At 70.9% G+C, this 14406-nt stretch carries 8 protein-coding genes and 1 CRISPR repeat array (1 of these 9 only partly in view); of the genes, 7 read left to right on the forward strand and 1 reads right to left on the reverse strand.

Annotation, left to right across the window (positions count from 1 at the left end; all coding sequences use genetic code 11):
- A CRISPR array of direct repeats spans positions 1-1222; the repeat unit is 28 nt; unit sequence GTGGTCCCCGCGCATGCGGGGGTGGTCC (it extends 26 nt beyond the left edge of the window).
- Between the two features lie 641 nt (positions 1223-1863).
- The gene (locus FHS42_RS04735; RefSeq protein ID WP_184569253.1) at positions 1864-3087 is read left to right on the forward strand and encodes a phosphate ABC transporter substrate-binding protein; all 1224 of its coding nucleotides are present in this window, start codon (positions 1864-1866) and stop codon (positions 3085-3087) included.
- 277 nt (positions 3088-3364) lie between these two features.
- Here the strand turns inward: FHS42_RS04735 and FHS42_RS04740 are convergent, their stop codons facing one another.
- Entirely contained in the window at positions 3365-3625 is a 261-nt protein-coding gene (locus FHS42_RS04740) for a hypothetical protein (RefSeq protein WP_184569254.1), read from the reverse strand.
- A 281-nt stretch (positions 3626-3906) separates the two neighbouring features.
- On the opposite strand from FHS42_RS04740, the gene FHS42_RS04745 reads away from it, so the two are divergent.
- The 6 genes from FHS42_RS04745 to FHS42_RS38495 all read left to right on the forward strand — a co-directional run bounded on the left by FHS42_RS04745 (position 3907) and on the right by FHS42_RS38495 (position 14266).
- On the forward strand, positions 3907-4452 hold the full coding sequence (locus FHS42_RS04745) for a sigma-70 family RNA polymerase sigma factor (protein WP_246494198.1): 546 nt from the start codon (positions 3907-3909) through the stop codon (positions 4450-4452).
- Positions 4437-5147 carry a hypothetical protein gene (locus tag FHS42_RS04750; protein WP_184569256.1) on the forward strand — a complete coding sequence of 237 codons (711 nt, stop codon included), beginning with the start codon at positions 4437-4439 and terminating at the stop codon, positions 5145-5147. Before FHS42_RS04745 ends, FHS42_RS04750 begins: the two co-directional genes overlap by 16 nt.
- A 767-nt stretch (positions 5148-5914) precedes the next feature.
- On the forward strand, positions 5915-7627 hold the full coding sequence (locus tag FHS42_RS04755) for a condensation domain-containing protein (RefSeq protein ID WP_184569257.1): 1713 nt from the start codon (positions 5915-5917) through the stop codon (positions 7625-7627).
- Complete coding sequence (locus tag FHS42_RS04760; protein ID WP_184569258.1) at positions 7621-9261, forward strand: condensation domain-containing protein; 1641 nt, start codon at positions 7621-7623, stop codon at positions 9259-9261. The genes FHS42_RS04755 and FHS42_RS04760 overlap by 7 nt, the downstream gene beginning before the upstream one ends.
- Before the next feature lie 3 nt (positions 9262-9264).
- A complete protein-coding gene (locus FHS42_RS04765; protein ID WP_184569259.1) occupies positions 9265-10719 on the forward strand; it encodes a condensation domain-containing protein in 1455 nt (484 codons plus the stop codon).
- Between the two features lie 253 nt (positions 10720-10972).
- Positions 10973-14266: a LuxR family transcriptional regulator gene (locus FHS42_RS38495; RefSeq protein ID WP_184569260.1), complete on the forward strand. Its 3294-nt coding sequence runs from the start codon at positions 10973-10975 to the stop codon at positions 14264-14266.
- Positions 14267-14406 lie beyond the last annotated feature (140 nt).

Consider the following 14406-nt stretch of genomic DNA (forward strand, 5'->3'; position numbering starts at 1 on the left):
CCTTCCGGGGCACCCTGGACGATTGCCATTCCGTCGTGGTCCCCGCGCATGCGGGGGTGGTCCTCACGCGCACTGGCCAGACACTCTCTGACCTGGGTGGTCCCCGCGCATGCGGGGGTGGTCCCAGGCTGCTTGGCTGCACACACAGATGCAGGCAGTGGTCCCCGCGCATGCGGGGGTGGTCCTCCAGTCGAAGATAGGCGAGATGATGCGGTTCCGTGGTCCCCGCGCATGCGGGGGTGGTCCCGTTCGACAACCCGATCGATCAGCACCACTACGGTGGTCCCCGCGCATGCGGGGGTGGTCCCACTGCGAGGTGGTTCCAGGCTGACGACGGCGAGTGGTCCCCGCGCATGCGGGGGTGGTCCCGGCATCAGACGCCCATCCGGATCGGTCACGTCGTGGTCCCCGCGCATGCGGGGGTGGTCCCCCACCGCTCGTCTCCGGAAGAACCGGACCCGCGTGGTCCCCGCGCATGCGGGGGTGGTCCTCACGGAGACGTGGCTCCGGCGGCACATCAAGCGTGGTCCCCGCGCATGCGGGGGTGGTCCCTCGTGCGCCACGGCGAGGACCCCGGGGAAGTGGTGGTCCCCGCGCATGCGGGGGTGGTCCCATCAGCTGGCCAGCCATGCGGCGGCAGGGGAAGTGGTCCCCGCGCATGCGGGGGTGGTCCCAACCCCGGCAGCATCGTGTACGGCGGGGAGGGGTGGTCCCCGCGCATGCGGGGGTGGTCCTCAGCAGGCGGCGGTGGCTGCGTTGTGGTCGCAGTGGTCCCCGCGCATGCGGGGGTGGTCCCGTCGTCCCGTTCCCGTCCGGCACGCCCCGGCCCGTGGTCCCCGCGCATGCGGGGGTGGTCCCTCGGAGTTGAGAGCCGTACGCATGGCCATGCGGTGGTCCCCGCGCATGCGGGGGTGGTCCCTCGCGCCGCTCTACACCGATGACGTCCAACTCGTGGTCCCCGCGCATGCGGGGGTGGTCCCTATCGCCGGGGTCGTTCGGGTCAACGTCGACCGTGGTCCCCGCGCATGAGGGGTGGTCCCTTGTGGCAGGACGCTGACGTGTACGTGGCGTTGTGGTCCCCGCGCATGCGGGGGTGGTCCTCACGTGGAGACACTGGCCGCAAACGTAACCACGTGGTCCCCGCGCATGCGGGGGTGGTCCCTCACCCACACTGCCGTCCGTCGTAGTGACCGCGTGGTCCCCGCGCATGCGGGGTGGTCTCGGCGGGCAACGTGGGAGGCGACTCGTGGGCGCGTGGCCCCCCGCACGCGGCGCCGGCCCCAGGGGGCCAGACCGAGCCAGGCCGAGCCGGCAACCTCACCGTCCCCGCGCGTGCAGCTGGCCGAACTACGCGGCCCCCTCACGGTGCGGAGCCGGTGCGCTGGCCGGAAGTCGGAGACCGGGGCGGGCAGCGTTACGGACCGGACCTGGCCTGGCTTGGCTTTGCCTAGCCGCCGGGGTGGGCGCCGATCCCCGGCCGGGCGGTGCCATGGTCGCTTTCTGAAGCCGGTCCCCCCTCCCCTTTCCCGGCGAGGGAAATACTTTTCGCTTCCCTTCAACGCGACGCGGTGCCGCCGCGTATCCCCTGGTGACTGCACAGCCACCGACCCAACAGAGAACGCGAACTGGTTGGAGAACGGCACATCGCTTCGCATGCAGCGTTCACCCTCAGCACTCTAGATTCAGCATTCTCCGGATTAGCGCCTCAATAGCGAGCGAAACAAAGCCGGTGGCTCTTCTGATCGGGTCCCGGGGTATGGCGGACGTCTGGTGACCAGGTCCGCGAATGACTCGGGTAGTGCCGTTGTGTATGGCCAAGGTGTCCACAGTGGGTGGACACCAGGAAAAAGGGAGATATTTCAGGTGAAAAGCGCTAAGAACACTCGCCGGATGCTTCTCGTCACCACCGCTCTCGCCGCCCTGGCTCTGCCAGTCTCGCTGGCTTCGGCGAATGCGGACTCGCCGAAAAAGCCGAAGAAGTCGACGAATGCGCTCCACAACCCCATCCCCAAGTTCGGTGCCTACAACGACAGCCCGCTGTTCGGCAGGTACGACGCGAAGGAGGGGAAGCGCGTCGTGCCCGAGAACAACAGCATGTCGGTCAGCCCCGATGAGAAGATCGCCGTGGTCACGCGGTCTACCGCCAAGTTCCTGGTCGTCATCGACCTGGTCAATGGCAAGGAGATTGCGCAGATCCACGGGTATGCCAACCCGCGCGATATCCAATTCGCCGCGAACGGCGACAGCTTCACCGTTTCCGACAGCACACTCGGTGTCGTGGACCGGATCGGCAAGACCGAGTCTGGCGGGTACCAGGTGAAGGAGCGCATGCCGCTGGGCGCCGGCGTCTTCGGTACCGCACAGAGTGACGACGGCAAGCGGCTGTTTGCCAACAACTTCGCCGCGGACACCGTCACGGTCGTCGCCCAGCCCGGTCCGTCCGACCCGTCTGCCCCGCCCGCCAGCAGCCCGAAGGACATCGTCACCGGATTCGACCAGCCACGCCAGGGCGTAAAGCTCGCGCCCTCGCAAAAGAAGCTCTACGTCACCAACTACGCAGACGGGAAGACCAAGGGCAGCATCAAGGTGCTGGATGTAGCCGACCCCAACATGGCTCCGAAGATGCTGACGAAAGAAGAAATCACCGGGCTCAACGGGGTACGGGGGTTGTCCATCTCCCAGGACAACGAGCACCTGTACGCCGCCAACAGCGCCGACGACACGATCGCCAAGGTGACACTCGTAGACGGCGGCAAGCCAACGGTAGAGACACTCAAGGTGGATGGCGACGGCGTCCCCAACAAGAAGCCCTATGGCGCCGTGATCTCTCCCGATGAGACGGTCCTGTTCACCGGGAACGAAGGGGACAGCACGGTGACCGCCATCAACCCCGAGACGGGTGCGGCTGCGGACCTCCTGGACAAAGACCGCTACCTGAATAAGCCGCGCCAGGCGATCGCCTTCAGTGCGAACTCGGCAACCGCGTGGGCGCTTAACGCGGACCTGACCATCGCCAAGATCGACGTGGCGGCACGCAGCGTGACCGAGAAGCTCGGGAAGTCGCACCCGGCCACCACCACGCCCTAGCCAGCAGCTCCCCCGTTCGCCGCAACGCGGTAAAGCCCGCCGCGCTCTCGATTCCGTGTGACCGCCCGCCGACATCGTCGGCGGGCCGTCACCCTTGCCCCCGGGCCACCGCATCACCTGCCGTGACACGGCACACCACCTGCCTTGACCCGCCGCGCCACATGGACAGTCCGCCGCGGCGCCCGCCGCGAAAGGTAGTGCCTGCGCTACCTCGACTAGGCAGCCCGCGGATCGATGAATGATCGGGTCCGCGACAGGCTTGGGTCATCAACAGCAGTCATACAGCCGGGAGTTGTCTCGTGTCCCAGTCCCAGTCCCAGTCCCGTGCCTCGGCGCCGTCGCCTCTCCGCCGCCGGCGCTCCGCCCTGGTGGCGTCCGCGCTGTCGGTGCTCGCCGGGTTCGTCGTGACGGGCGCGCCCTCGGCGAGCGCCGACCAGGGCCCCGCGAAGTCCGGTCCGGTGGTTCGGAAGGCCCTGGCCGGCCTCGTATCCGCCGCCTGACGACCCACGATGATGCGCTGCATGTGACCAGTCCGCACGGCGGACCGACACCTTGGGAGATGGGGCTGGTTGGGAGATGGGGCTGGCTCCGCCGCCCGGGCGCCATCGGTGCGGTGCTCGGGCGGGACCATGTGGCCAGGGCGTCTTCGGCCACCCGAAAAGAGAATCCCTGCCCGTTCAACACTGCCGGCGGGGCCTACGTATCCCCTGGTGACTACGTCTTCTGCGGGAATGGAAAGCACCATGGCGTTCTGGCGCGGATCGGATGTGGCTGGCCGTGTCGGTAAGCGGTAGTCCTGTGCGGTGGTTGCGTGGGCGGTTGGCGTCGAAGGACGCGGAGCCCGCCGGACTGCGGACCGAGCGCGAGGTACAGGCTGCCTACGACCTGTACGGCGGTGAACTCTTCGGGTTCGCCTTCAAAGCGCTGGACGACCGGCAGCTTGCCGAGGACGTGGTGCAAGAGACCTTCGTTCGCGCCTGGAGGTCGCCCCGGGGGTTCGATCCGGACCAGGGCAGCATGCGGACCTGGCTGTTCGCCATCGTCCGCAACGCGGTGGTGGACGCCATGCGCAAGCGCAAGGTTCGGGAGGGTGCTGGTCATTCCTCGTGGGAGAGCGTGTCCGAGGTGCCCTCAGCGTTCGACCCCGTTGATCAGCTTCTTGAGCGGATACAGCTCGGGGAGGCATTGGAGCGCTTGAGCCCGCAGCACCGGGAGGCGGTGGTGGAGGTGTACTTCGGCGGCCGTACCTGCGCCGAGCTGGGTACGGAGTTGGGGATCTCCGCATCCACCATGCGCAGCCGGCTGTACTACGGTGTGCGCGCGCTACGGCTCATCCTTGAGGAGAACGGGTGGCTGGCACCATGAACAAGGCATGCATCCCCTTCCGCCCGTTGCTGACCGAGCACCTGCTCCTCGGCACGCCGCTGCCGGCGGACCTGGCCCGGCACCTCGACCAGTGCCCGGAATGTACCCGTGCGGCGTCCGAGACCGATGACGTGGTCCGGACGCTCCAGCGCGCGGACCCGCTCGCAGGCTGGACGGGCGCCCGAGCCTCCGCAACGCAAGCACGGCCCTCGAAGGAACTCAGCGACCGCATTCGCCATGTTGTGGCCGACGCAGAATCTGCCCGACCTCGGATCAGGCCCAGGCGCCGTATTGCGCTGGGTGCCGCCGCTGCCTTCGTCACGGCGGCAGCGGTGATCGCCCCGTTCGCGCTGGACCAAAGCCCAGGCCAAGATCAGCCGCCCGTAACATCCGTGGCGCTAGTCCGCGAGGGAAAGATGGTCGAACGCCCGGGGGGCACCGAGGTACCTGTGGCACTGTCGGGGCTCAAGGCGGGCGAGACCTATCGGATGATGACCGTCAACGCCAGCGGCGCGCGCGCTTCGGGCGGCAGCATTCGTGCCGTGTCCGACGCGCAGGTGTCCACCCGCATGGTGACGGCCATGCGCAAGAACACCATCACCGCCCTCATCATCGAGGACGAAGAGGGACACGTGGTGACCCACCTTCCCGTACTGCCACCCCCATCGGGGGCAGCCCCATCTCCGGCGGCCTGACGACTGGGCGGCCGGATGGGCCGTTGTCGAGTGCGGGTGGGCCACCTTTCGGCGGCCGATGGATGCCGCCGGCCCTCGGGTGCCCCCCGGGGCCGGTGTCGTCCGCGCCGCGCCGTTCCTGGTTGGCCGACGCAGACGCCGAGGCCGACGCCGACGCCCACGCCGACAGCGCGTCGGTCGGGGTGTCGCGCGCCGGTTCTTTATGTAGCGTGCACGCAGTTGTTACCTTGCGGTAGCACCATGGGAAACAAGTTCCTGATCGGATGACCGAAGCGGGGACAGATCGGCTGGTACTTCGCGGAATGGCGAGGTCCGGTGGCGTACGGCCGGTCGCACCATCGCCCTGTGCAGGCCCCCCACCCCTCACCCCTCGCTCGCGCTCACCAGCGCATCTACACCACCCGCACCATCGCACCTCCCGAGTAACCCCCACCACCCGCACCACCCACACCCCCCAAGCAACCCGCACCACCCGCACCACCCGCACCACCCAGAACGTGTACGGCCTTCGGGCCAGCGTGCCAGCGCCCCTGACACCCCCAGCGGGAAGCGCGGCTCAGCGTCCTCGGCGTCCGGACCTCCCACCCCCAGGCCCGGGCCCCCTCGGCGGCGCGTACCTCCCCCGCTTCACCAGCGGCTCGCATCGGCCCTGACGACGACGTCCGCCGAGTTGCCGGGCCCCCGCTCCCCACCTCACGCGCGTTCGGGCTCCCCCCACGTCTGCCCGGGCGCCGCACCCCGCACCACGTCGGCCCCAAGGCGCGTACATGAAGTTCATCGACCTTTGCGACCTCGACGCCCGCCCCGGTCTCCTCACCGTATGGCGGCCCACCACCGAGCATCCGTCTCCGGCGCACTGGCGCCCCGACACCCGGCCCGCTTCCTATCTTCAGGAGGCGCATGTGATGGCCGCGCAGAGCGCCGCAGCCGCCGGGCTGCGCGGGCCTTCGTGGCTGGCCACCACCTTCGAGTTGCCTGGAACGCTGGACGCCGGGGCGCTGGAGGTCGCGCTGCTCGGGTGGATCGATCGGCACGAGGCGCTGCGTAGCCGCCTCATACCTGGTACGCCTCAGTCGGGCGGCCGAATGACGCGGGCCACGGTGCGGGCTGGTGCCGTGACGTTGCGGCGTTCCGACGTTGGCGCATTTGACGATCCGGCCCAACTCACCGACTGCATAGAGCAGTTGCTCGACCAGGCGACGGACCCACTGGCCTGGCCGTCGTTCGTGTTCGCCACCGTTCAGCACCCGGGCGACACCACCCGGCACCTGGGCGACGCCACCCAGCGGCTAAGCGACACCGTCCCTCACCCGGGCGACATCGCTTCGCCCCCGGGGCCCGTCGTCGTCCCGCATCCTCGCCCGCCCTGCGAGCCGGCGGGCTCCACGACCGTGTACCTGGGCTTCGACCACTCGAACGTCGATGGTTACTCGATCTTCCTCATCGCACATGAGATACGGGAGTTGTACGCGGCGGCGCTGCGCGGCTGCCGTGCCGAACTCGGTGAGGTCGGCAGCTACCTGGACTTCGCCGGTACGGAGCGCGAAGGTGCTGCGCTCGTACGCGATGACCATGAGACCGTCGCGCACTGGCGGGACTTCCTCACCGACAACGGCGGGCGGCTGCCCGAGTTTCCCGGGGTGGTCAGCGACGGAGTGACCCTCGACGTGCCGCAGGTCGGCGGCTGTGACTGGCTCCTGGACGCCGAGGGCGCCCAGTCCTTTGACCAGGCATGCAAGAATCGAGGTGGCAACGTCTATACCGGCGTGTTCGCCTCCCTCGCGCGCAGCGGACATGAGATCGCCGGGGTGGAGGACTTCAGCGCGCTCACGCCCTTCCACACCCGCAGCCAGCACCAGTGGAAACAGTCGGTCGGCTGGTACGTCGGACTTGGTCCGCTGCGGTTCGCGGTGCGCAGCACCGATTCGTTCACTGAGGTGATGGGGGCCGCGGCCAAGGCGCTGGAGCGTGCCAAGGCCATGGCTACGGTGCCGTTCCCGCGGGTCACCGAGTTGTTGGGGCAGCCGCTCGAACCGCACTTCATGGTCTCGTACATGGACATCCGCAACACGCCGGGCGCCCGCGAGTGGAGCGCCTGGAAGGCCGCGGCGCTGCGCAGTCGGCGCAGTCACGCGTACGAGGTCTACCTGTGGATCATGCGCTCGCACGACGGCATCTACCTCAGCTATCGGCACCCGGACACGTCCCAGGCCAGGGCGGTCGTGCCGGGGTATCTGGCCCGTGTCGCGCGGCTGGTGCGGGAGATCGCAGGCCAAGGCGAACCGGATGTGCCGAACATCTCGGAACTCCCGCGGAGCCCCGGCACGCCGCGTCATCCCCACCACCCAGAAGACTCACACGCCACACGGGACCCACAGAGCCCACAGAGCCCACAGAGCCCACTAAACCCACAGAGCCCGCAGAGCCCGGGCCGTCCGGATGGTCCGGGCAGCCGAGGAAAGGAACCCGCACCATGCTGATGACACCCTTGCTCGACTACGTACCCGACCCCGGCGAGCTGATCGAATTCCGCATACCGGATGCCGCGGTGGAGCGTGCCACGCACGCACCGGTGCACCCCGCGCCACCCTCGTACGTGCAGGAGAACCACATCCTGCGCAGACTCGCCAACGAGGCCGCGGGCCGCGAGCAGTCGCCCTGGCTCGGCATCGTCTTCGACCTGCCGGGTCGCATCGACACCACCGCGATGGCCGGCGCCGTGGAGAAGTGGGTGCTGCGCCACGGCACGCTGCTGACCTGGTTCTCGCGTGCGGATTCCGTTCCTCATGGCGAACCTGTTCCGGACTCCGGCGCGCCGTTGGACAGCGGCTCCGTTCCCGGCAGCGGCAACGGCACCCGGCTGGTGCGGCATGCCGTGCCCGCTGAGCTCGTGTCCATCGAGTCGGTACGGCATGGGGTGCGGGACTCCGCGCAGATCCTGGCGCATCTCACGGAGCGGTTCGCCGCTGACACCGATCCGATGCGGTGGCCGCCGTTCACGGCGGGGGCGGTGCTGCGCGCGGACGGTGCCGCGTCCACCGTGTACTTCGCGGTGGACCACGCCCACTCCGATGGCTTCTCGGTGCTGTTGGTCTTCAGCGAGTTGCGCGCCCTGTACGAGGCGGAGATCACCGGAGTGCCGGCCGCGCTGCCTGAGACCGGCAGCTATGTGGACGCCTGCACCCTGGATCGGGAGCGCGCCGCGCGCATCGAGGCGTCCTCACCGCAGGTACGCCAGTGGCTGGACTTCTTCCTCGCCGGACCGCCGCCGGGGTTCCCGCTGGACCTGGGCACGCAGCCGGGGCAGAGCTACCCCAGTGTTTCGGTCGAGTTGGACCTCCTCGACACGGCGCAGGCGCATGCGTTCGCCCAGGTGTGCAAGGCGCTCGGGTCCGGGTTCTCGGCGGGGCTGCTCACGGCGCTCGGCATCGTCGGGCATGAACTCGGTGGGCACGACACGTACCGCGGGCTGACCGTTGTGCACACCCGGGACGAGCGGCGCTGGCAGTTCACGCAGGGCTGGTTCATCAACCTGGTGCCCGTGCAGTTCCCCGTCGCGGCTGACGGCCGCGGTCTCGGCTTCGCCGAAGCGCTCGCCGGCGCGCAGCGCTCCTTCGACGCGGCGCGGACGCTGGCCACCGTGTCCCCGCTGCGGGTGGCCGAGTTGATACCCGGCGCGAGCTTGCAGTCCGACGCGGCCACGGTGCTGCCCATGACCTCGTACCTGGACCTGCGGCACGCGCCCGGGTCGCGGGACTGGGTGGAGGCGAACTGCAACGCCCTGGTCGGGCCCGGTCGCAGCAGCGAGGTGCCGATGTGGGTGAACCGGCTGTGGGACCGTACGTACCTCAAGACCCGCTACCCGGATACCCCGGCCGCCCGTACGCACGTCCCGCAGTTCCTGGAGCACCTGCGCGAGGTGTTGCGGGAGATCGCGCGGACGGGGACGTACGCGTACGGCGCCCGCCGCGATGTAGGGCAGGACGGCGGGCACGATGGTGGCCCCGCGGTGCGGGAGACCCATCCGGTGGCGCAAGGGGTCTATCCGGTGGCGCCGGGCGGCGGTGTGGCCAGCTCCGATGGTGGGGTGCGGCTCCCGGTCGGGCGGGGGTGAGCCATGCGCGTCACGACGATGGACCGCTACCTCCCACCGCCGGGCCGCCTCGTGGAGTTCGCCCCAACCGAGGCCACCGCCACCCGGGCGCGCACCGCGAGCGGCGAACGCGGCGACTTGTCCCCCGTCCCGCCCTCGTTCAACCAACGGTTCCACCTCGCCACGGCCGACCGCGATCCGGGCGGGCCACGGCACTGGCTCGGTTGCTCCTTCGAGCTGGCGGGTGCAGTTGACGAGCGGGCGCTGACGGCGGCGTTTACGTACTGGGTACGCCGCCACGAGGCGCTACGCAGCGGCTTTCGGGCGGCCGACGGTGGTGAGGTGTGGCGGCTGCTCGTACCCGCTGAGCAATACGAGCTGACGACCGTGGATCACGGCGAGTTCGGTTCCTCGTTGGCGCTGCGCGCTCGGCTTGCGGAGCGGCTGGCCGACCGCTGCCATCCGCTGGGCTGTCCGCCGTATCTGCTGACCGCCGTGGTGCGGCCCGGCTCAGCCACCGTCTTTTGCGGGTTCGACCACACCACCGCGGACGGGTACTCGCTCGCCCTCGTCGTGTCCGAACTTCCCGCACTCTACGAGGAGTTCGCCGCCGGTGGCACGCCGCGCGGGTTGCCTGACGTGGGCAGCTTCGTGGACTACTGCGCGCAGGAACAGGCCACGCTGGCGGGTCCGCCGCCGGGGCCTGACCATCCGTTGGTGCGGGGTTGGGGTGCGTACTTCGCCGCCTGTGCGGGTACGACGCCCGCCTTTCCGCTGGCTTTGGGGCTTGCGCCGGGTGAGCGGGCGGCACAGGGCACGGACGTACGGCAGGTACTCGATGGGCCCGCGGCCGACGCGTTTGAGACGCGGTGCGGCGCGGCGGGCGGCTCGGCGTTCACGGGTGCGCTCACCGCGTTCGCGCTGGCTGCGCGGCGGCTGGGGGCCGGCGATGTGCTGCGGATGTGCACGCCGCTGCACACACGCTATGAGGCCCGGTGGCGGCATGCCATGGGCTGGTTCACGACCGTCGCCCCGCTCACGGTCGAGGTCCGTGGTGTGCCCGACGCCGTGGCGGGCGCCGCCCGCACCCGCGCCGCCTTCGCCTCCGGGCGAGCCCTGGCCGAACTGCCCATCGCCCAGGTTCTTCCGGCGCTCGGTGACGCGTTCCGGCGCGGCCGTGATGACGTGTTCATGGTGTCCTTCATCGACTACCGACGCTTCCCCGGCGCCGACCGGCACACCGAGCTGCGGGCCCAGCACATCAGCAGTGTGACCACAGCGGACGACGCGCAGTTTTGGCTCTCCCGCACGCAGGACGGCCTCTTTCTCCGCTCCCGGTTCCCGGCCACGACCACCGCGCGGTCCGTGGTACTCGGTTTCGTGGCCGAGTTGGCAGCGGTGCTACGCGAGAGCCTGCCTGCGGCCGGCTGGCCCCGGGTACGACCCTGCGGACGGCCCTGTGGTTGCCCTGGTGGATGACCCCGTGAATGACGCCGTGAATGACGCCGTGAATGACCTGGGCATGGCCGATAGATGTGCGGGCCGTTGACGCCAAGGCAACTATGGCATGACCATGCAGAGAGCTCAGCTCTGTCGTCGCCCATCCCACACCCACACTTCGGCTTTACGGCGCAGCGACGCGGAACCGCCGTGCGCCGCGAAGCCTCGGCACAACGCGGCAGCGGCGTGGTGAGGCCCGCGCTGTGGGGACCGCACGCTGTGAGGACCGTACGTGGTGCACAGTGATTCCGTTACGCGGCACGATGTGGTGCTCGCGGCCCGGCGCCATCTCGCCGATGGTGGCAGCGTCGTCCTGTACGGGCCACGCGGTGCCGGCAAGTCCTACGTCCTGCGCGGCCTCGTCGATGGCGCCCGGGACCATGCCGGCAGCGTGTTGTGGGCCGAACCCGACCGTGCCGAGCGCGCGTTGTCGTACGCCACGCTCGCCGACCTCCTCGACCCGCTGCCCGATGACGCGTTGGCCGCGCTGCCCCCGCCGCAAAGGTCCGCGCTGCGCGCCGTGTTGCGGCGAGAAGAACCCGCGGCGGGCGGACCCGACCCGTTGGGGGTACGGCTCGGCCTGCTCGGCCTGCTCCGGGGGCTGACCGCGCGAGGTCCGGTGCTGCTCGCGGTCGATGGGGCGCAGTACGTGGATGCCCCCAGCGCCGAGACGTTGGCGTTCGCCGCGCGACGTCTTGGCTCCACCCGGGTACGCGCGATCGTGACCGAGACCGCGAGCGCCCATACCGGCCCGCGCTACGGCGCGGCCTGGTGCCCCGGCGCCGTACTCAGCCGGGAACTGCCCATCCCCGCCGCGCCCGAACTACGCGAGATGCTGGACCGCCACGCGGCGCGGAAACTGCCGTACTGGCTGGTGAGGAGGGTGCACGAGGCGTGTGACGGCGACCTTTTGGACGCCTTGGACATCGTGCGCATCCTCGACCGGAGTGACCACCTCCCCTCCCGCGACCAGCCGTTGCCGGTGCCAGAGCGGATCGGCGCGGCGGTCGCGGAGCGGCTTCGGCGGGTGGAGCCGGCCGGGCGGGGGCTGTTGCTGATGGCCTCGGCCGTGCGCCGGGCGGCGGTGGAACTTGAGGTGCTGCGCGGAGCGGCCCGTACGGTGATCACCGACCATGCCGCGCTGTTACCCGGCGCGGCGACCAGCCCGAGAGCCGGCACCGCAGCGGGTCCCAAACCCGTCCCCGGCGTACCGGATGTGCGCGGCCCCGCTCTCCCGTTCCCTCACGCCCACCCGGGCCCCACCGCGGCCGAGGCCACGGCCGAGGCTGCGTCCGAAACAACGGGTGCCACCGCCCGGTCCGCGGCGGCCACCTCGCCCGGGTCCGCGCTGGCCGCGGAGGCCACCTCGCACAGCGCGGCCGTGCTGTTGCCCGCCGCGCCCGATGGGCTCGCCGACCGGGCGATCACGCAGGCCGTGGCCGCCGGCCTGCTCGTCGTCTCCGACGACGGCACCGCGGTGAGCTTCGCGCACCCGCTGTACGCCACCGCCCTGTACGCCGAGGCGTCCGCCGCCGAACGGCGGGCGGCGCACGCGCGACTTGCCGCCGCGACGCTCGACGCCACCGAGCACGCCCGCCATCTGGCGCTCGCGGCCCCCGGCCCCGATGAGGCCGTGGCGGCGGCCCTGGCCTGCGCCGCCGAGCAGGCCCGCCGGCGCGGCGCCCCTGGCGACGCCGCGATGTTGGCCCGACTCGCCGCGCTCCGTACTCCCGCCGCGTATCCGGATCGGCGCTGCGAGCGGCTGCTCGGCGGCGCCGGACACGCGTACGCGGCTGCGGACTACGAGCTCTGCCGCGAACTGGCCGAACTCGTCACCGCGGGGGCGCCCGCCCCGGCGCAGCACGTCCGCGCGTGCGTGCTGATCATCAGCGCGGCCAACCAGGCGCTGCACGACCTGGACGAGGTGTTCGCCGAGGCGTTCGCGCACGCCGGTGACGACCCCGGTGCCCGGGGGCGGCTGCACTATCTGCGGGCCGTCAAGGCACACATCAGCGACGGCGATTCGGCCCTGGCATGGGCGGAAGGGGCGCGCGCCGCCGGGCTCGCCCAGCGCGGTGGCGACCGCTCCACCGAACTGCTCGCCCTCTCGCTCCAGGCGTTCGTGGGCACGCTCCAGGGCCGCCCCGACGCGGACAAGCCGCTGGTCCGCGCCCTCGCCAGGCCGCAGGACGCCGGGCCGACCGGCGGACATAACGGACCTCGGGCCATCAAGGCGCGGCTCGACTTCTTCGCCGACCGGCTCGCCGACGCGGGCGCCGAACTCGACCGACTCATACGGCGCGCGAAGGAGTCCGATGGCGCCGAGGAGACCCTGTTCCTGCTGTGCTCGTCCATCGACGTCGAGGTGCGGGCGGGTCGCTGCGGCAAGGCGTTGAGCTCCGCGCACGAGGCCCTGAGCCTGGCCCGCGCACTCGGCGCCGCCCTCGGGTCGGTCTGCTATTCGGCCGCTGTCGCCGAGGCCGCGGGCGGTGACCTGGAGCAGGCCGAGGCGTTGGCCCGCGAGAGTGTGCGCGTGGCGCGGAACGAGGGCGACCTCGTGTTCCTGCCGCTCGCCCTGTGTCTGCTGGGCCAGATCCAGTTGCGGTCGCGGGCACCGGTGGCCGCCGTGGAGTGCCTGAGCCAGGCGCGTACGATCGCGCACCGCCGCGCCATCGTCGATCCGGCGCCCGTGCCCTGGGCTGCGGACCTGGCCGAAGCGCTGGTCGCGGTGGGCGACCACGAGGGGGCGTGGGCGGTCGTACGCGAGGTGCGCGACACGGCGAATCGGCTCGGGCGCCGGGGCGTGTCCCTGTCACTGCTACGGGTGGATGCGCTACTGCGCGCGGAGTCCGCCGAGTTGCCGGGCGCGGCATCGCGGCTGCGCGAGGCCGCGGCCGGGCACCGCGAGTTGGGGCTGCCACTGGAGTACGGGCGCGATCTGCTCGCCCTCGGCGCCGTGGAGCGGCGGAGCCGGCACGCCACGGCAGCGCTCACCGCCTGGCGGGAGGCCGTCAGTGTCTTTCGCGCGGCCGATGCCTGGCCCTGGCTCGATCAGGCCAACGCCGAGTTGCACCGCGTCACGTGCGGCCGGGGTACGGCCAAGGACGGGGCGGCGGGGCCGCGCCCGTACGCGGGAACAGGTGCGGGGGCGAACGCCGGCGCGGGTAGGGGCGTGAGCGCGGGGGCGCACATCGGCGCGAGTACGGGCGCGGGCGCGGGGGCGGCTATCGGCGGGCATGCGGGCATCGGCGTGGGCATGGGGCACGGCGCGGGCGAGTGCACACCGCCCGCCACAGCACCGCCCGGGGTGGCGCTGTGGCGGGCGCTGACCCCCGCCGAACACCGGGTGGCGGAGATGGTCGGGGACGGTGCCACCAACCGGGAGATCGCAAGCCGGTTGTTCCTCTCGGCCAAGACGGTCGAGTCCACCTTGACCCGCGTCTACCGCAAGTTCGGCATCCGCTCCCGCGCCGAACTGATCCGACTGCGCCACGCCCCGGAACGGGCGAGCGACCCGACGAGCTAACCACTCGGCGCCCCCATATCGCCCGCATTCGCCTATACCGCCCGGCCGTTCTGGACATAGCGGGGCAATCGGTCGGGCTCGCGCGGGGGTGAGGGGGTTACCGGGAAACCCCCTGCTTTGGGGCCGGGGGGGTTCCGGGC

The organism is Streptomyces zagrosensis (assembly GCF_014203645.1).
Taxonomy (GTDB): domain Bacteria; phylum Actinomycetota; class Actinomycetes; order Streptomycetales; family Streptomycetaceae; genus Streptomyces; species Streptomyces zagrosensis.

Coding starts and splice junctions, on each gene's coding strand:
- FHS42_RS04755 (WP_184569257.1), top strand. CDS start 5,915: ATGAAGTTCATCGACCTTTGCGACCTCGACGCCCGCCCCGGTCTCCTC.
- FHS42_RS04760 (WP_184569258.1), top strand. CDS start 7,621: ATGCTGATGACACCCTTGCTCGACTACGTACCCGACCCCGGCGAGCTG.
- FHS42_RS04765 (WP_184569259.1), top strand. CDS start 9,265: ATGCGCGTCACGACGATGGACCGCTACCTCCCACCGCCGGGCCGCCTC.